The organism is Winogradskyella sp. A2 (genome assembly GCF_046762865.1).
Taxonomy (GTDB): domain Bacteria; phylum Bacteroidota; class Bacteroidia; order Flavobacteriales; family Flavobacteriaceae; genus Winogradskyella.
On the sequence record NZ_JBKQXM010000005.1, the window covers coordinates 144664 to 163262 of the forward strand.

17 protein-coding genes are annotated in these 18599 nt (G+C 33.2%); 13 read left to right on the forward strand and 4 right to left on the reverse strand.

The genetic code is table 11. The features are described from left to right. Positions 1–4: 4 nt before the first annotated feature. Together ACFWV9_RS11305 and ACFWV9_RS11310 are read right to left on the reverse strand one after the other, a co-directional pair. Complete coding sequence (locus ACFWV9_RS11305) at positions 5–2491, reverse strand: polysaccharide biosynthesis tyrosine autokinase (protein ID WP_411895328.1); 2487 nt, start codon at positions 2489–2491, stop codon at positions 5–7. Positions 2492–2494: 3 nt separating this feature from the next. After that, complete coding sequence (locus ACFWV9_RS11310) at positions 2495–3295, reverse strand: polysaccharide biosynthesis/export family protein (RefSeq protein ID WP_411895329.1); 801 nt, start codon at positions 3293–3295, stop codon at positions 2495–2497. A 104-nt stretch (positions 3296–3399) separates the two neighbouring features. On the opposite strand from ACFWV9_RS11310, the gene ACFWV9_RS11315 reads away from it, so the two are divergent. The 13 genes from ACFWV9_RS11315 (at position 3400) to ACFWV9_RS11375 (ending at position 16194) form a co-directional block, all read left to right on the forward strand. Next, positions 3400–5262, forward strand: coding sequence for an ABC-F family ATP-binding cassette domain-containing protein (locus ACFWV9_RS11315; RefSeq protein ID WP_411895330.1), 1863 nt, complete (start codon positions 3400–3402; stop codon positions 5260–5262). Next, entirely contained in the window at positions 5263–6027 is a 765-nt protein-coding gene (locus ACFWV9_RS11320; protein ID WP_411895331.1) for an O-methyltransferase, read from the forward strand. 78 nt (positions 6028–6105) lie between these two features. Continuing rightward, complete coding sequence (locus ACFWV9_RS11325) at positions 6106–6795, forward strand: ABC transporter ATP-binding protein (protein ID WP_411895332.1); 690 nt, start codon at positions 6106–6108, stop codon at positions 6793–6795. Positions 6796–6876: 81 nt separating this feature from the next. Then, entirely contained in the window at positions 6877–7452 is a 576-nt protein-coding gene (locus tag ACFWV9_RS11330; RefSeq protein ID WP_411895333.1) for a cob(I)yrinic acid a,c-diamide adenosyltransferase, read from the forward strand. A 161-nt stretch (positions 7453–7613) separates the two neighbouring features. Continuing rightward, positions 7614–7835, forward strand: coding sequence for a DUF2795 domain-containing protein (locus tag ACFWV9_RS11335; RefSeq protein WP_008272287.1), 222 nt, complete (start codon positions 7614–7616; stop codon positions 7833–7835). A 166-nt stretch (positions 7836–8001) separates the two neighbouring features. Beyond that, entirely contained in the window at positions 8002–11358 is a 3357-nt protein-coding gene (gene secA / locus ACFWV9_RS11340; RefSeq protein WP_411895334.1) for a preprotein translocase subunit SecA, read from the forward strand. Between the two features lie 311 nt (positions 11359–11669). Then, complete coding sequence (locus ACFWV9_RS11345) at positions 11670–12083, forward strand: hypothetical protein (protein ID WP_411895335.1); 414 nt, start codon at positions 11670–11672, stop codon at positions 12081–12083. A 1-nt stretch (position 12084) separates the two neighbouring features. Further along, a complete protein-coding gene (locus tag ACFWV9_RS11350) occupies positions 12085–12606 on the forward strand; it encodes a DUF4440 domain-containing protein (RefSeq protein WP_411895336.1) in 522 nt (173 codons plus the stop codon). A gap of 168 nt (positions 12607–12774) precedes the next feature. Further along, the gene (locus ACFWV9_RS11355; protein ID WP_411895337.1) at positions 12775–13836 is read left to right on the forward strand and encodes a hypothetical protein; all 1062 of its coding nucleotides are present in this window, start codon (positions 12775–12777) and stop codon (positions 13834–13836) included. Between the two features lie 32 nt (positions 13837–13868). Further along, on the forward strand, positions 13869–14804 hold the full coding sequence (locus ACFWV9_RS11360; RefSeq protein ID WP_411895338.1) for a glycosyltransferase family 2 protein: 936 nt from the start codon (positions 13869–13871) through the stop codon (positions 14802–14804). Further along, positions 14710–15174 (forward strand): GtrA family protein, encoded by a 465-nt coding sequence (locus ACFWV9_RS11365; RefSeq protein ID WP_411895339.1) that lies wholly within the window; start codon positions 14710–14712, stop codon positions 15172–15174. The genes ACFWV9_RS11360 and ACFWV9_RS11365 overlap by 95 nt, the downstream gene beginning before the upstream one ends. Positions 15175–15179: 5 nt before the next feature. Then, the gene (locus ACFWV9_RS11370; RefSeq protein ID WP_411895340.1) at positions 15180–15722 is read left to right on the forward strand and encodes an acyltransferase; all 543 of its coding nucleotides are present in this window, start codon (positions 15180–15182) and stop codon (positions 15720–15722) included. Further along, positions 15712–16194, forward strand: coding sequence for an acyltransferase (locus ACFWV9_RS11375; protein WP_411895341.1), 483 nt, complete (start codon positions 15712–15714; stop codon positions 16192–16194). The genes ACFWV9_RS11370 and ACFWV9_RS11375 overlap by 11 nt, the downstream gene beginning before the upstream one ends. Here ACFWV9_RS11375 and ACFWV9_RS11380 read toward each other — a convergent pair. Both ACFWV9_RS11380 and ACFWV9_RS11385 read right to left on the reverse strand, forming a co-directional pair. Next, positions 16189–16872: a peptidoglycan DD-metalloendopeptidase family protein gene (locus ACFWV9_RS11380; protein ID WP_411895342.1), complete on the reverse strand. Its 684-nt coding sequence runs from the start codon at positions 16870–16872 to the stop codon at positions 16189–16191. The two genes, ACFWV9_RS11375 and ACFWV9_RS11380, sit on opposite strands and share 6 nt — an antisense overlap. Before the next feature lie 98 nt (positions 16873–16970). Continuing rightward, positions 16971–18560: a hypothetical protein gene (locus ACFWV9_RS11385; protein ID WP_411895343.1), complete on the reverse strand. Its 1590-nt coding sequence runs from the start codon at positions 18558–18560 to the stop codon at positions 16971–16973. Between the last annotated feature and the right edge of the window lie 39 nt (positions 18561–18599).

Below are 18599 nucleotides of genomic sequence, written 5' to 3' on the forward strand. Positions count from 1 at the left end.
AAAATTATTTCTTTTTACCTGTTATCAATTTCTCAGCCTTAACCCAAATAGATTGTTTTTCATTTTTATGGTACGAATTTCCATAACTTCCATAGCCATAACCATAGCCATAACCGTAACCATAGCCATAACCGTATCTGGCTTTATATTTATAAAAATTGAGAACAAAACTAATGTTTTTAACTTCTCCATTTTTATACTTAGCATTCACCAACTGTAACATACCTTTTTTGGTATAATCAAATCTGATCATATATATAGTAGCATCGGCATAATGTGATAATTCTAGTGCATCAGCGACCAATCCTAGAGGTGGCGTATCCAATACTATAAAATCATAAGAATCTCTCAGTTTATCAATAGCATTTTTAAGTTTCTTACTCATTAATAATTCAGAAGGATTGGGAGGTATAGGTCCTGAAGAAATCAAATCCAAATTTTCAATATGGGTACTTACAATAGTATTCTCCAACTCTTCTTCGCCAATTAAATAATTAACAATTCCTTTGTCATTGTCGAGATCAAAATCACCGAATATTTTTGGCTTTCTAAGATCCAAGCCAAGCAGAATTGTCTTTTTACCAGACAGTGCATATACAGTAGAAATATTTATTGAACAAAACGTTTTTCCTTCGCCACTTATTGATGATGTCACCATGAGAGTTTTACCCTTCTCTTCAGATTTTGATTGTTGCCTATAAATGAACTGCAAACTAGAACGTATAGCCCTAAAAGATTCGGCCACTGTAGATTTTGGTTTTTCAAAGACAACAAGATTATTGGTGTGTATAAATTTTCCGATGAGGCCAAGAATTGGTATTCTAGATAATTTTTCTACCTCACCAGTATTATGAATATTATTATCTAGAAGATATAAGACAAAAATTAAAAGTATTGGCAGGCCAAATCCCAGTAAGGATGCCATAATATAATTTAATGAGGTATTTGGCCCAATTTTACCACCTCCAACATCTTTGGCCTTATCAATAAATGAAATATCTGAAACATTTGCCGCTTTAATAATTTTCGCTTCACTTAGTTTACTCTGATAAACATTAAACGTCTCGATACTCAAATCTAACTTTCGTTGAATTTTTAAAAATTCCTGTTGGTCTTCAGGTAAATTTCTCAGTTCAGATTCAAGCTTTGCAATATTATTGTTAATATCATTTAATTGAAAACTAATCGTTCGCTTTGTTGCTGTTATGGTTTCTAAAAGAACATTTTTTTCTGCATTGATTCGTCTATCCAAATCATCAAACAGCACATTACCAGGTTGCGTTGTATATTCTAATTTTTGTCGCTCTATAGCAAGCATAGTAATACTTTGAACGCTCGCTATAATATTTGCTTCATTTATTCCAACCGATGTTGGTGCAACTATTTTCGTATAGTCTTTTTGAGTTGATAAATAATTTTCTAGTGAATTGAGATACTGTAGCTTCGATTTTTCTAATTCTTTAGATTGATCTAGTTCTTTAAGGTTTTCAGACGCAACTGCGAGTTCATCTGTTACATCAAACACTTTATTTCGTCTTCTGAAATCACTCATTTCAGTCGTGCCTGCTTTCAATATTGCATCAACTTCAGCAAGACTGCTATCAATAAATTTTATAGTATTAGTTGCGTATAAGTTTTTCCTTTCAAGTTCAGTACGAGCTAAAATCTCAACAGTAGCATTTAAGTAATCAACTATTCTCGATTTGTTGTTACCAATCATTTGCATTCTTAAAATCGAAGATGCATCTCTAGATTTTGGCGTAGCTCTTACTACATTTTTGTATTGATTTACAACGGCATCAAAATTCAAAAATCTAAAGTAGTGTCTAGATTCTGGGACATAACCTATATTACTGTTTCTTGTAATTGTACCACTAAAAAACGGTAGACTAATGCCTCTACCATAAGTATGCTTTTGGTTATATATAGATTGACCAATTGTTTTTTGCTCAATATTTCTTGATGAGTAGTTTTGACAACCCACACTTTTTAAACCCTCAAAATCAACTATAAGTTGAAAAGAACCTTCATCAATAGGTTGTATTTCTATTAACCTACCAAGCATTTGAGGTGAAGTTTTATCGATAATAACTTCAAAAGGTGATTTTTTGTAAATATCAATAAGATTGTATTTCCCTTCTCTTAAATATTGCTTATAAAACTCTAAAGAATCTACGACTAATTCGTTATGAGTTCTTGTATTAAGCTCTGTGACAACCTTTCCTACTTTACCTGAAACACCGCCCCAATTAAATGAAATGCTCGTATTTGTTGTAAAGAAAGGACTCTGCTCATTTTCAACGGAAATCAAACTCTCTAATTGATAAACATTTTGCTTTCTTACATTTACATAATAAGCAATGCCCAATGCTATTAGAACAGAAATTAAAATTAAAGGCCAATAACCTATTATTTTAAAGAATAAGCCTTTGAGATCAAAATTTATTTGATTTGATTCATTGGTCTCTAATTCATAATCAAAATCTGACATATATTACAGTCTATCAATTAATAGAATACTTGTAGTAACTAGACCCATTACAGTAATTAAAGTTGTAATTGTTTGTGTTCCTGTTAAACCTGTTCCCCAAGATTTCTGTCTTATTGGTTTGACATAAATCATATCGTTATTTTGGATATGATAATAAGGTGATTTCATAACATTGACGTCCGTTAAATCTAATTTATGTATTTGCTGACCTTGAGGATATTGCCTTATTAACATAACCTCTTTCCTATCACCCGTTTGTGTGATTTCACCTGCATTAGCAATGGCTTCAAAAATATTCACTCTATCTTGAAACAACACCTGTGTACCTGGACTATTAACCTCACCACTAGTTACATAACGTAAACCCGCTAATTTAACCGTGACAAAAATATTTGCTGTTTCTTTAAATTGATCTTCGAGCAACTTCTTTTCTAATAACTTCTGAATTTCTTCTGTAGTATATCCAAGTACATTAATTTCTCCAAGAACCGGAATTCTAATATTACCATGCACATCCACTGTAAAACCGTCAAAATATGCGCGCTCTTGGCTATCTGCATTAAGATTTTCATCACCTACAGGGTTGTAAATAGAAACTTTATCCTGATCTAAAGCTTTCACCCTAATATTTAAAATATCGTTAACTTGAATTCGGTATGGCTTCTGAATTTCGGTAAGATTATTTGATGCTAAAGAATCTAAAGCGTTTTCTTTATTCTGAAGATAAACCAAGTCCTTGTGAGGTACGCATGATGATAATCCAATACACAAGACCAATCCAAAAAACAAAATTTTACTTTTCATTTATGCTTTTGTATAGCTGTTTCACAAATATAACTTATCGCTATCAATAACAAAACTATATAGTTTCTTTTTGGTTTATTTACGTTCTTTGTAAAAAATTACTCGTGAATTACCTCAATGTAGAAAATATATCAAAATCTTATGGTGAACTTGTACTCTTTGAGGATTTGTCATTTAGTATCCATAAAGATCAAAAAATTGCATTTATAGCCAAAAATGGAAGTGGTAAAACTTCTATTCTAAATATTATATCAGGTAAAGACTCACCAGATATTGGGCAAGTAGTTGTGCGAAAGGGACTTAAATTATCTTTTTTAGACCAGGAACCAGACTTAGATAAAAAACTAACGGTAGAAGAGACCATTTTTGCCTCTGATATACCCATATTAAAAATCATTGAAGGATATGAAAATGCATTAAAAAATCCTGAAGACACAGAAGCCTATCAATTGGCATTTGAAGCTATGGACAGAAATAATGCATGGGAATTTGAAACCCAGTATCAACAAACACTTTCCCAACTTAAAATAGATAATATATCACAAAAGGTTAGTACGCTTTCGGGTGGGCAAAAAAAACGATTGGCATTGGCACAAGCCATATTAAGTAAACCTGATATATTAATTTTAGATGAACCTACAAACCATTTAGATCTGGAAATGATTGAATGGTTAGAAGAGTATTTCTCAAAAACACAGCAAACACTTTTTATGGTAACTCACGACCGTTATTTTTTAGAACGTGTATGCAACGAAATCATAGAATTAGACCATGGGCAATTATTTACTTACAAGGGTAATTATTCCTATTACTTAGAAAAAAAAGAAGCACGTATTGCCAATGAATTATCTGAAACTGGCAAGGCAAAACAGCTCTTTAAAAAAGAATTAGATTGGATGCGACGCCAACCTAAAGCACGCACCACCAAATCAAAAAGTAGAATTGACGATTTTTTTGAAATTAAGAAAAAAGCGCATCAAAGAAGAAAAGACCATGAGGTTCAATTAGAGATTAACATGGAACGTCTGGGAAGCAAGATTATTGAATTTCACAACGTCTCTAAAGCATTTAAGGACAAGAAAATTCTCGATGGTTTTGATTATACATTTAAGAAAGGTGAGCGTATAGGTGTTATTGGAAAAAACGGGACAGGTAAGTCCACATTTCTCAATTTATTGACTCAGAGTCTACAGCCTGATAATGGTAAAATTATACTCGGCGAAACTGTTAAGATAGGTTATTATACACAAGGTGGAATTAGCGTAAAACCAAATCAAAAAGTCATTGAAGTCATAAGGCAGTATGGAGATTATATTCCATTAGCAAAGGGTAGGCAAATAAGTGCACAACAATTACTTGAGCGTTTCCTTTTTGACAGAAAAAAACAATACGACTTTGTTGAAAAACTAAGTGGTGGAGAACAAAAACGTTTATACCTATGCACCGTTTTAATTCAAAACCCAAATGTTTTAATTTTAGATGAGCCTACTAATGACTTGGATATTGTAACACTGAATGTTTTAGAAAACTTTCTTTTAGATTTTCCTGGAGTATTATTGGTTGTATCTCACGACAGGTATTTTATGGATAAGATTGTTGATCATCTTTTTGTATTTCGTGGCAATGGAATTATTGAAGATTTTCCAGGTAATTATTCGGATTTTAGAACTTATGATAGTAGCAAACCAAAAATTATTGATGCCACAGAAAAAACCGATGTGGATAAGGTGATAAAAAACAATGAAGCCAACAAACTATCTTACAACGAACAGAAAGAATATAAAAACTTAGAATCAAAAATACGGTCGTTAGAATTAGACAAAATGGCCATGGAAGTAAAATTCAATAATCTAGAATTATCTCAAGAGGAAATCAAAAAATTATCTGAAGAACTACAAAATATTATTGATACTATTGAAGAAAAAGAATTGCGTTGGTTTGAACTTGCTGAAAAATTAGAATCCTAGATGTACAGAGTTCTCGCTTATTTGAAATTCCTAAAGGCTTCAAAGAATCAACATGGAGTACATTCCCCTTTTGTATATAATTTTGTAACGAAGTGTATTTATGACAAAGGTAAACATGAAGAATACCAGGCAATAAAAACCTATCGTAAATCACTTCTAAAAAACAATGAAAGTATATCAATTACCGATTTTGGATCTGGCTCTAAAGTCTTTAAATCTAATATCAGAAAGGTGAGTAATATTGCGGCCAATTCTGGTACACCATTTAAAAAAGCAAAACTTCTTTTTAGAATAGCAAATTACTTTAAACCAAGAACCATCTTAGAGTTAGGCACTTCTCTCGGAATTGCCACACAAGCCATGGCGATTAATAATGAAGTAAAGAAAATAATTAGTGTAGAAGGCTGTCCTAATACCTTCAATTTTGCACAAGGTTCATTAGCTAACTATAAAAACGTCGAACTCATAAATGATCAATTTAAAACTTACATTTCTAGAATAAAGGCGTCAGATTTTGATCTTATTTATTTTGACGGACACCATGATAAAAAAGCTACGATTGATTACTTTGAGGCACTACTCCCAAAAGCAAATAATAACTCAATTTTCATTTTTGATGATATTTATTGGTCATCTGGAATGACTGAAGCTTGGGAATTTATTAAACAACACAATTTAGTAAAAGTCACTGTGGATACTTTTCACTTTGGGTTTGTTTTTTTCCGTAAGGAACAAGTCAAAGAACATTTTAAGATTAGATTGTAACAAGCTCGCAACTTTAACGTCTTATTAACTGTAAAATCCTGTATCTTGCAGGAAGTTTAGCAACTAAGAATTGTAATTATGAGTGACAACGTCATTGAGATTAGAAATATCATTAGAGATTTTAAACTAGGACAACAAACGGTTCATGTCTTAAAAGGTATAGATTTAGACATAAAAAAAGGAGAATATGTTGCTATTATGGGCCCATCAGGTTCTGGTAAATCTACATTAATGAATTTATTAGGATGTTTAGACACACCTACTTCCGGGACCTACGTTCTTAACGGTAAAGACGTGAGTAAGATGTCAGATGATGAATTAGCCGAAATAAGAAATACCGAAATTGGTTTTGTCTTTCAAACATTCAATCTCTTGCCAAGGACTACGGCTTTAGATAATGTCGCTTTACCCATGATTTATGCAGGTTCTTCAAAAAAAGCACGTTCAGAGCGTGCATCAGAAGTTTTAACCGACGTTGGTCTTGCAGATCGCATGGACCATAAACCAAATCAACTTTCTGGTGGACAAAGACAGCGCGTAGCAGTAGGAAGAGCATTAGTGAATAAACCATCTATAATTTTAGCGGATGAGCCTACAGGGAATTTAGATTCTAAAACTTCACTAGAAATTATGGAGTTATTTGATGAAATCCATGCCAATGGTAACACTGTTATTATGGTCACGCATGAAGAAGATGTAGCCGCTCATGCAAAAAGAGTCATTCGCCTAATTGATGGTATGATTGACTCAGACACCTATAAGGACTAAATCATAACTACTTTATAAATTTATTGACTTTGTGGACTTACTCGATTTAAGAATTTGAGTATAAGCTGTATCTTTGCGCCTATGAAAGTATATACAAAAACAGGAGATAAAGGCACCACTGCACTTTTTGGTGGTACGCGAGTTCCCAAGCATCATATAAGAATAGAAAGTTACGGCACTATAGACGAATTAAATTCGCATATTGGATTAATAAGAGATCAAAACATTGATCAGCATTACAAAAATGTATTGATGAATATTCAGGATCGATTATTCACAGTTGGAGCCATATTGGCAACCGATCCAGAAAAAGCAACACTAAAAAATGGTAAGGCACGTCTTAATATTCCAAAAATATCTAATACCGATATAGAAGTACTAGAAAAAGAAATGGATACGATGGAAGCAAGTTTGCCACCAATGACACATTTTGTGTTACCTGGAGGCCATCAAACCGTGTCATTCTGTCACATAGCACGTACAGTATGCCGTAGAGCCGAACGATTAGCCACTCATCTCAATGATTTAGAACCTTTTCAACCTGAAACGTTGATGTACATTAATCGTCTTTCTGACTACCTTTTTGTGTTGGCACGGAAGTTGTCACATGATTTGCAGGCAGATGAAATAAAATGGATTCCTCAAAAAGAATCTTAAGTAAAATTATTTCTGAGCTTATTAACTTATGTAATGCAATATATAAGTTGAAAACGGTTGAAAATTACACGTTCTTTTTATTAATGATTAATTAATTTAATTTTTTCTTGAATTATTCAGCTAAAAAATTATTTTTGCAAAAAATTAAACACATTACGCAAATGTATTGGACATTAGAATTAGCATCATATTTAAGCGATGCGCCTTGGCCAGCAACGAAAGATGAACTTATAGATTATGCAATCCGAACTGGTGCGCCTTTAGAAGTTGTAGAAAATTTACAAGCAATTGAAGATGAAGGTGATTCATACGACTCAATTGAAGAAATTTGGCCAGACTATCCAACTGATGAAGATTACCTCTGGAACGAGGACGAATATTAACATATAATAATATCACAAAAAAGTCTCTTGCGTTAATTTAACTGAGAGACTTTTTTTATTTTCGGATTCTCTTTATATGAATCCAATAATGGTACTTGAGACCAGATTTTTACTGACATAAAAAACAAAGATTGACATCAATCAATCTTTTACAATATATATAGACATGGGTATACTAGATAAAGTATTAAAGGTTTTTGTTGGAGATAAATCCAAACAAGACGTTGGTGCTATTTCACCAATTGTAGAAAAAGTAAAAACCTTTGAATCTGCCTTAGAACAGCTATCTCACAATGAATTGAGATCTAAAACCAAGGAGTTTAAGGATAAAATTGCTGAAGCAAGAAAACCACTTCAGGAAAAAAAGGATGAGCTATTAGCTAAAGCAGAAATAACAGAAGATATTGATGAGCGTGAGGATTTATATCTAGAAGCCGATAAAATTGAAGACGACATTTACAATATCACAGAAGATGTGTTGAATGATATATTACCTGAAGCCTTTGCTGTTGTAAAAGAGACAGCAAAACGTTTTGTAAATAATACAGAAATTCCTGTAACTGCAAATGCTTTTGATAGAATAGTTTCTGGTGAAAAAGATTATGTCACCCTTGATGGCGACCAAGCTATTTGGGCCAATTCTTGGGATGCAGCAGGTAAACCAATTACTTGGGACATGATCCATTATGATGTTCAGTTAATTGGTGGTGTCGCAATGCACCAAGGTAAAATTGCAGAGATGCAAACGGGTGAAGGTAAAACACTTGTAGCTACATTACCGGTTTATTTAAATGCTCTTGCGGGAAGAGGCGTTCACTTAGTAACGGTTAACGACTATTTAGCCAAACGTGATAGTGCATGGATGGCGCCAATATTTGAATTCCATGGTTTATCCGTAGACTGTATTGACTATCACAAACCAAATTCTGATGCAAGACGCAAAGCCTATAATGCAGATATTACTTATGGGACTAATAATGAATTTGGTTTCGATTATCTACGTGATAATATGGCGCACTCGCCAGAAGACTTAGTTCAAAGACCTCATCATTATGCTATTGTTGATGAGGTGGATTCTGTATTGGTAGATGACGCCCGTACACCATTAATTATTTCCGGGCCAGTACCTAAAGGTGATGAACATGAGTTTGATGAGTTAAAACCAAAGGTGCAAGAAATCGAAGATGTACAACGCAAGTATTTAGTTGGTGTATTAGCTGAGGCTAAAAAACTTATTGCCGCTGGTGATACTAAAGAAGGTGGTTTTCAATTATTAAGAGCCTATAGAGGTATTCCTAAAAATAAAGCCTTAATTAAGTTTTTAAGCGAGGAAGGTGTCAAACAGTTACTTCAAAAAACTGAAAACTTCTACATGCAAGATAATAATAGAGAAATGCCAAAAGTAGATGCAGAACTCTATTACGTAATCGACGAAAAAAATAACCAAGTAGAATTATCCGATAAAGGTGTCGAATTCCTATCCGGAGAAGATGATCCGAATTTCTTCGTGATGCCAGAAATGGGAACCGAAATCGCCAAGATCGAAAGCCAAGGGTTATCATCAGAAGAAGAGGCCAATCTAAAAGAAGACCTATTTAGAGATTTTGGCGTAAAGTCAGAGCGTATCCATACCCTTAATCAGTTATTGAAAGCATATGCTCTATTTGAAAAAGACAATCAATACGTTGTCATGGACAATAAAGTTATGATTGTAGATGAGCAAACCGGTCGTATTATGGATGGTAGACGTTATTCGGACGGTTTACACCAAGCTATTGAGGCGAAAGAAAATGTAAAAATTGAAGCTGCCACCCAAACTTTTGCTACTGTAACACTTCAGAACTACTTTAGAATGTATCGCAAACTATCTGGTATGACAGGCACTGCGGTAACAGAGGCAGGTGAATTCTGGGAAATCTACAAATTAGATGTGGTAGAAATACCAACCAACAGACCAATTGCTAGAGACGATAGAGATGATTTAGTTTATAAAACTAAACGCGAAAAATACAATGCAGTTATCGATGAAGTTACTGAACTTTCGAACGCAGGACGACCTGTGTTGATAGGTACAACCAATGTTGAAATTTCAGAACTATTAGGTAAGATGTTGAGTATTCGTAAGATTTCACATAATGTCTTAAATGCAAAACAACATAAGAAAGAAGCGGATATTGTTGCTCAAGCAGGTAATGCTGGTCAAGTTACCATTGCCACTAACATGGCAGGTCGTGGTACCGATATTAAACTAAGTGACGAAGTAAAAGATGCTGGTGGTCTAGCCATTGTTGGTACAGAGCGACACGATTCACGTCGTGTAGATAGACAGTTGCGTGGTAGAGCTGGTCGTCAGGGAGATCCAGGTAGTTCGCAATTCTATGTCTCTTTAGAAGATAACTTAATGCGTTTATTTGGAAGCGATCGTATTGCTAAAATGATGGATAGAATGGGACTTAAGGAAGGTGAAGTAATTCAGCATTCTATGATTTCTAAATCTATTGAACGAGCACAGAAAAAAGTTGAAGAAAACAACTTCGGTGTTAGAAAGCGATTACTTGAATATGACGATGTAATGAATGCACAACGTGAAGTAGTTTACAAACGTCGTCGTAATGCTTTACATGGAGAACGTCTTCGTGTAGATTTAGCAAATATGATTTTTGACACCTCAGAAGGTATAGCTATTAACAACAAAGATGCAAACGATTATAAAAACTTTGAGTTTGAATTAATTCGTTACTTCTCAATGTCTTCACCAATTTCTGAAGCCGACTTTGCTAAGATGAGCGCTACAGATATTGCAGGGACTATATACAAAGAGGCATTTAAGCACTATCGAGAAAAAATGCAGCGTGCTGCAGATTTAGCGTATCCTGTAATAGAAAATGTCTACAATACCCAACGTGATAAATTTAAACGTATCGTTGTTCCATTTACAGATGGTGTAAAGAACTTACAAGTTGTTACAGATTTAGAAAAAGCCTACGAATCAAAAGGTAAGCAACTGATTAATGATTTTGAAAAGAACATAACGCTTGCTATTGTAGATGATTCTTGGAAAACGCACTTGCGTAAAATGGACGAATTAAAACAATCTGTTCAGCTAGCAGTGCATGAACAAAAAGACCCGTTATTGATTTATAAATTTGAATCATTCGAGCTTTTTAAAAGCATGATAGACCAGGTTAATAAAGATGTTATTTCCTTCTTATTTAAAGGAGAAATTCCACAGGAAACTGCAGATACCATCCAAGAAGCTAAACGAAGAAAGCAAGAAAGGCTTGAAACTCAGAAAGACGAAATTCCAAATATGGATGAGCGTGCCGCACAAAGTAGAGCAGCAGGTTCAGGAGCTTCTCGTCAACAGCAAGTAGTTGAAACTATTGTTAGAGAACAACCAAAGATTGGTCGTAACGATAGAGTTACCATTAAACACGTAATGAGTGGTGAAAGCAAAGTTGTAAAATATAAACAAGCTATACCTCTTATTGATAAAGGTGAATGGGTCTTAGTGAATGATTAATTATTCATAATTCGTAACAAAACATATTTAAACTAAAAAATCCTGATGAGAGACATCAGGATTTTTTGGTAAAGACAACAAGGTCTTTAATATTTTGTTAGTGGGACTAATGTTTCTTTTTAGAGATCCGCATTTAAGGATTTACTTTATGTTTCATTAATCGAGGATAATTTTTAGATCCTTTACTAATAAGACACACTATTTTTAAAAAAGTCACAATTAAATCAGTTTTAAATCGCAGTATATCAAACCTTAAGCACACTTTAAACTATTTTTATTACCTTAAGTGCACTAACTAAAATTTTATAATCATGAAAAATGTATTAGCAACTATTGTTGGCTTCATTGCTGCCTCTGTTACGGTTTACATCTTCGAATCTTTAATAGGCCATAACTTATTCCCTTTGCCAGAAGGTGCAAATCCTATGGATATGGAATGGATTAAAAACAACATGGACCAAATACCTATGGGTTCAAAAATATTTGTTGTCATTGCACATTTTGCTGGTATCGTAGTTGGTATGTTGGTTGCTGCAATGATTTCTAAAAAATCGATGGTGCCAAGTTATATTGTTGGTGGATTAATGTTAGCTGCTACATGCTTTAATATTGTAATGCTACCAAAGGAATTATGGTTTACGCTTTCTGATGGACTATTTGCAATTATTGGTTTTCTTGTGGGTAAACAACTAGGCAGTAAAAAGATTAACAAAGAATCCATTTAAGATGAAAAGATTTGTTCAGTTATTATTCATTATAATTTTTGCCTTTTCCGTAAATGCTCAATCCAAGGAAAACTTAATGGAAATAAATCAAACCTGGGAAAAGTTCTATAAAGCCTTTGAAACTCTGGATTATAATTTAATGGCAGAAATTCATTCTGAAGATTTAGTTCGAGTCTCTGGTGGTAGGCGTATCATAGATTACAACACCTATATTTCTAACTACAAAGTAAGTTATAAACGTGATAAAGATGCTGGGCAAACCAATCATATATCATTGCGTTTTTTTGAACGTATTAATAATGGGTCTAACGCAAGTGAACGTGGCATTTATAAATTAGTAAGGAATAAAGGCACAACTAAAGAACAAGCCTATTACGGCCAATTTCATGTACTATTAAAAAAGAAAGATGGTAAATGGATGATTACTATGGACTATGATTCTAGTGAAGGCGGAACTGTAGGTGAAGATCAATACCAAAATGCATCAGCCATTGATGATTTTGATAAGTTTATACAGCAGTAATTAATATTACTTTGTTAATTTGCTATCTTTCAAGCATCTTAAATCTTAACCAAAGCAATGTATTAATTGCAAAAAATAATAGTGAAAGTTATTTCCTTTATAAAAGCGCATAAGCTATTTTCATTAATAATATTACTGAGTATTATTTCATCACTTAGATCATTAATAATGCCTTTAATTGCTGATGAAAACACCTATAATAAAATAGCTTCTAACATTTTAATAGGAAAATACTATCTTAAAGATTACCCTTCAACAGTTACACCAATTATTCCCTTTATTATAGCTTTTTTTAAGACAACCACAAGCCCTATTATAGGACTTACATTTCATAAACTACTTCATATCATTTTAGCAGTTTTAGGCTTTAGATACTTATATCTTTTCTTATCTAACCTGAAATTAAAGAAAAGCATAATTTTAGCTATTGTAGCCTTAGCTGCAGTAAACCCAATTGGGATTACTTTTTTCGGGAGACTTTATCCCGAAGGGATTTTAATGTTTAGTTTTTGGGGCTTTATTTATTATGCTTCTAGAAAAGTTAAAACAAGTCACTTTGTGAAAATGCTGTTATTTTTTGTAATACTGGTTTTAACAAGATATCTATATGCTGTTTTAGGTGTAATTGTTTTATTTAATTTTTATCGCTATTACAAGGTTATTTCAAAAAAGGCATTATTGAAAATAGGGATCTATTGTTTAATTTTTAGTTTACCAGTATTATTTTGGGCAAAATATGTTTATACAATTGAACAAAATTCGACTGTAAAGGAAGTAAGTTATTTTAATAGATTCACTACAGAGAATCCAATTCTATATAATATAAAATGTGGTTTAGGTATTGAAAAGCACCACATGGTGAAAAAAGTTAATGGAATTCCTGCATTTGCATCTTTATTTGTGCCAATAGATGGTTTTAGAAATTACCTCCTAAGCATCGGACTTATACTTGCATTTATTGCTGGTTACTTTTGCAGAAAGCTGTCTCTTGGATCAAAAATGCTCATTATTTCAATTGTATTGGCTATGCTAGGATTAGTGTTGGCTGGAACAGGGTTTAGTAGGTACTGGCTAATTTTATTACCAGGATTCCTACTAGGATATTACTACCTCGCATCAAAACTTAATATACCAGATAAGTGGATAATTTATGCAGTGTATTCAATTTGTATTGTATATATAATTAATGAATTTAGGCTAGACTATTTAATCTTAAACAGATATCTTTAATGTCCATGAGTCACTCTAAAGTTATAATATACATGCCTGCCCTAAATGAAGGGCTCACCATACATGAAGTTCTGCAATCTGTACCTAAAACTCTTGAATCAGTATCCGTTATTGAACTTTTAGTTATTAATGATGGGAGTTCTGACAATACTGTATCTGAAGCAAAAAAGGCTGGTGCAACAGTAATTAGTCATAGTTATAACAAGGGTGTTGGAAGCGCATTCCATACAGCTGTAGATTATACCTTAAAACAAGGTGCAGACATATTAGTTAGTATTGATGCAGATGGTCAGTTTGATGTATTACAAATAGCAGAAATGATTGCTCCAATTATAAATAACGAAGCCGATTTTTCTATTGGAAACCGATTTAATAAAGGACGTCCAGAAGGAATGCCTAAAATAAAATTTTGGGGCAACAAGCGTATAAGTAAAATAGTGAGCTTTGTGAGTAGAACTAAAATCAAAGATGCTTCTTGTGGCTTTAGAGCTTACTCTAAAGATTGTTTACTCAACCTTAACTTAGATGGTAGTTTTACTTATACTCATGAAACGATTTTAGACCTTGCCAACAAGGGCCATCGCGTAGCTCAAATACCGGTTCATGTTACATATTTTGACGGTAGAGTGTCCCGTGTGGCTAATAGTCTTACTACATATGCCTTTAAAACATCTTCTATAATTTTTAAATGTCTTAAAGACTATAAACCTTTACACTTTTTCAGCTCCATTGCATTTGTGATATTACTAATAGGACTTTTATTTGGTGGCTTTGTACTAGTACATTGGATCCAAAATGGAAGTATAACACCTTATAAAAGTATAGGTATTTTCGGATTGGCTTTAGTCGGCATGTCACTCTTATTGGCTGTTTATGCACTTATGGCAGACATGCTTGGCAGGATTCGCAAAAATCAAGAGAAGATTCTCTATTATCAAAAGAAGCAATATTTTGAAAAAGATCAATAAGAAAACCAAAGGGCAACTTATTAGATACGTATTCATTAGTCTTATTGGCTACACTTTTGTTTTTTCAGGGTTATATCTCTTGGTAGATATATTAAATGTAAATGAATCGATAGCTTTTATGGTTATTTACGGACTTTCTTATTTGCTATTGTATTTTTTACAATTAAAAGTTTTGTTCAGAACAGATCATTCAAACGCTAAACTTGTGAAATTTTTCATTTCTATTTTTGCCTTTTATCTAATGGCTAATTTGTTATTTAATATTGGTGTATATTTAAAATTAAATTATTTAATAGCGACGGTCTTGACCATTGGATTGCTGTTTCCAATTCGGTTTATTGTTTCAAAATTCATTGTCTTTAAGGCTTAGATACCATGAAAAAGTTTCTTTATAAAATAGATTATGTTTTACAACGATTTTTTACATCCTTGTTATTTACATTTCCTATTGTGAAATGGTTTAAAAAGCTTTATTACTACTTTCGATTTAATACGCTCAAAATTGAAGTGACAAACAACGTAGTCATTACAAATTTTGACAAACCAAATCCTAATGCTCAGGTAATATTTAAAGGACCTTGTACATTTTCAAGAAATATTGAAGTAGACTATTCTGGTGGTATAGAATTTGGTAAAAATGTGACGGTATCAGATAATGTCACCATACAGACACACAAACACGAATACGAAAACCTTAGTATTTTCGATAATGTTACAAGTAATTCTCATCTAGTTATAGGTGACGAAGTTTGGATATGCAATAATGTGGTAATTACAAGTTCTGTAAACACAATTGGAAATGGTGCTATAATTGCTTCAGGTTCCGTTGTGACTAAAGATGTTGAGGCAATTAGTATCGTAGCAGGTGTACCGGCAAAACATATTAAATACAGAAATTTAGATAGAAATGAAGCATAAGGCTACTTGGAATAAGTTTTCGTTCTCCTTTATTAAAAAGGGCTTTAGATTTATGTTTTTGCATTTATCTATGAAGTTTTTTATTACGCCTTCATTACGTACGTTGATTTTAAAATCTTGTGGAATAACGTTTAGGAACAGAAAATCAGTTTTTATAGGCACGGATGTTTTGTTTGACAATCTTAAAGGTACAAGAACAGTCATTGGAGAAAATGTGACCATCACCACAGGTACAAAAATCATCAACCACTTCCCTATTTTATCTAGTAATGGTGTTACCGAATACTCAACAGGAGATATTACCATAGGAGACAATGTTTTTATAGGAATGAACAGTTTAATTATTAAACCTGTAACCATTGGAAATGGAGCTGTAATTGGAGCCGGCTCAGTAGTTACGAAGGATATACCCGAAAAAGCTATTGTTGGCGGTAATCCTGCCAAGATTATTGACTATATAAAAGACTCATAAGTTAAATAACAACTGAGGGTCTGGACAATTCTCCTTATAAAAGTCTAATTCAATCAAATTACTCACACCAGGATAATCGCCTTTATAATTTTGAATGTCTCTTATAATTTGAAAATGTAAATGAGGTGGATATGCTCCGTTAACTTTAGCGGTTCCCAAAGTTGCTATTTGTTGCCCTTTCTCAATCTTTTCACCTACTTGCTTCCCTTCTAAGGATTCTATACTTAAATGGCCATATAGTGTATAAAACTCGAAATCTTCAAATTGATGTTTTAAGATCATACAAGGCCCATAATCTCCAAAATTGGTATTGTTATCATAACTGTGAAGTGTACCTTCTAAAGGCGCATAAACTGGCGTATGTGCTTCAATCCAAAGATCTAATCCTAAATGGATATTACGTTCTTTATCAGGATCGTCTTGATTAAAATAATCGCTTCGTTGATATATGCCACGTCTTTCCAGATAACCACCATAAGCCACTTTGGCATTTTGGTTTCTTATGACATTCCATACATAATCTTGCAATTCATTTACTGAACCAACATCAACAGATTTTAAAGCTTGGTTATCCACTGATAAATCCAAAGGCACATAATCGTACTTAGAAATATGACTGGGAAGTAAGGATTGTGGTTGCAGTGATTTTAAAAAAGTATGAAAATCATCAAGGGCCATAAAAACAAAATTTCCATAAAAATAAGAATCTATTTCATGGAAAACGTCAAAAAAAAGATAGAATAAACCCCTTGATCTAGTGCAAATCAAAAAGGGGTTTAATCAATAATTACATTGCTGTATTTAGCATTTACACTAATGGTTTTGGCTGTACTACCACCATCAGGGTAATTTCTAATAGTCTTCTGGTTAGTAGACTCATTATTGTACTTAGAACGGTTACCTTTAAAATATAGAGTATAATCTGTATCGTTTGGTAAGTTGACATAAGCATCACTATTTTCTAATACTAAATTTAAATTCTTGAACCTCTCAGTAAGATTAGAAATAGTTAAATCACCAAAGCTACCATCAATAATACCAGTATTGGTTAACTCTTCAATATTAATGTTAGAAGACTTTGCATTTAATACCAAGTCATTAACACTTTTAATCTGAGCTTTATCTACAAAATTCAGGTTTAGGGTACCCAAATTCCAATTGTTTATTACCACTGGTGAGTAAGAAACATTGATGAAGGTATCACCTCCATCAATGTTTTCTGCTACTAAAAATGAATGCGAAATTTCACCACTCATATTATGAATTACAGATGATAATTTTAATTCACCATGTCTTATATTGGTTTTTAGCTTCGCTTTTTTAGGGATTTTAATTTTAATCACCTTCTTTACTTTGCTGTTGCTACCACTCTCTAATCTTCTGTTAAGCATCACTTCGCGCTTTTCACGCATTTCATTTCTTCTTTCCTTCATTTCTTCTTGTCTCTCAAAAAGTGCTTCATTGCGTTCTGCATGTCTTTCTGCCATTACCGCTTCACGTTCAGCCATTCTTGCTTGTCGCTCCGCATTACGCTCAATAGTCATGGCTTTTCTTTCCATTTCTCTGCCAAAACGCTCTCCCCAAGCTTCCATTTCCTTAGCCCATTCTTCACCAAATTTTTCACCAAACTCTTCACCCCACTTTTCCATGTCTTTAGCATATTTTTCACCAAACTTCTCCCCCCATTTCTCCATATCCTTGGCCCATTTTTCATCAAATTGCTTTCCGTATTCCTCTCCCCATTTCTCCATTTTCTTTTGATATCCTGACTCTTCAAAACGCTTTGCCCATTCTTCCATACGCTTTGCCAATTCTTCACCACCTTCTTCTTCATAACGCTTGCTCCATTCTTCAAGGTACTTCTCTCCTTCTTTCTCATATCTTCCGTAATCAAACTTTATGGTGTTGATACCATCTGGTAATTCAGGTAGCTCAGGTAATTTTGGCATTTTTGGCATCTTGGGCATATTTGGCAATACCATTATTTCTGGCATTTCAGGTATATCTGCTAATTCAAATTCTAAATCTCTTAGAATATCTGCATAATCTTCTTCACCAAATAGTCCTACTGCTCTACCACCAACTGAAGAAATGGTTACCTTATCATTAGAGCCTTCAATTTTTAAATTCCAGGCATCTAAAGCTCTCTGTAAGTCTTCACCAGACAATACACTACTTTCTATGTAAGCCTCAACCTCAACAATATCTCTATTCCAGGTATCAATTTCAATTTCAACATAGTTGGTATTAAGATCTACCACCACATCTTTATTAACCTTAATAGATTGTGATGTTTTACTCAATTTGTTTTGTGCAAAACCAAAGCTGGTTATAAGGCACAACATTAAAATTCTAATTGTGTTCATGATTTTTTAATTTAACTGTTCGTTTTTTGATTTATGAAT

Bases quoted from the DNA above. Each gene is read 5' to 3' on its own strand.
- ACFWV9_RS11305 (WP_411895328.1), bottom strand. From the start codon at position 2,491: ATGTCAGATTTTGATTATGAATTAGAGACCAATGAATCAAATCAAATA.
- ACFWV9_RS11310 (WP_411895329.1), bottom strand. From the start codon at position 3,295: ATGAAAAGTAAAATTTTGTTTTTTGGATTGGTCTTGTGTATTGGATTA.
- ACFWV9_RS11320 (WP_411895331.1), top strand. From the start codon at position 5,263: ATGTACAGAGTTCTCGCTTATTTGAAATTCCTAAAGGCTTCAAAGAAT.
- ACFWV9_RS11325 (WP_411895332.1), top strand. From the start codon at position 6,106: ATGAGTGACAACGTCATTGAGATTAGAAATATCATTAGAGATTTTAAA.
- ACFWV9_RS11330 (WP_411895333.1), top strand. From the start codon at position 6,877: ATGAAAGTATATACAAAAACAGGAGATAAAGGCACCACTGCACTTTTT.
- ACFWV9_RS11335 (WP_008272287.1), top strand. From the start codon at position 7,614: ATGTATTGGACATTAGAATTAGCATCATATTTAAGCGATGCGCCTTGG.
- secA (WP_411895334.1), top strand. From the start codon at position 8,002: ATGGGTATACTAGATAAAGTATTAAAGGTTTTTGTTGGAGATAAATCC.
- ACFWV9_RS11345 (WP_411895335.1), top strand. From the start codon at position 11,670: ATGAAAAATGTATTAGCAACTATTGTTGGCTTCATTGCTGCCTCTGTT.
- ACFWV9_RS11350 (WP_411895336.1), top strand. From the start codon at position 12,085: ATGAAAAGATTTGTTCAGTTATTATTCATTATAATTTTTGCCTTTTCC.
- ACFWV9_RS11355 (WP_411895337.1), top strand. From the start codon at position 12,775: ATGCCTTTAATTGCTGATGAAAACACCTATAATAAAATAGCTTCTAAC.
- ACFWV9_RS11360 (WP_411895338.1), top strand. From the start codon at position 13,869: ATGCCTGCCCTAAATGAAGGGCTCACCATACATGAAGTTCTGCAATCT.
- ACFWV9_RS11365 (WP_411895339.1), top strand. From the start codon at position 14,710: ATGCACTTATGGCAGACATGCTTGGCAGGATTCGCAAAAATCAAGAGA.
- ACFWV9_RS11370 (WP_411895340.1), top strand. From the start codon at position 15,180: ATGAAAAAGTTTCTTTATAAAATAGATTATGTTTTACAACGATTTTTT.
- ACFWV9_RS11375 (WP_411895341.1), top strand. From the start codon at position 15,712: ATGAAGCATAAGGCTACTTGGAATAAGTTTTCGTTCTCCTTTATTAAA.
- ACFWV9_RS11380 (WP_411895342.1), bottom strand. From the start codon at position 16,872: ATGGCCCTTGATGATTTTCATACTTTTTTAAAATCACTGCAACCACAA.
- ACFWV9_RS11385 (WP_411895343.1), bottom strand. From the start codon at position 18,560: ATGAACACAATTAGAATTTTAATGTTGTGCCTTATAACCAGCTTTGGT.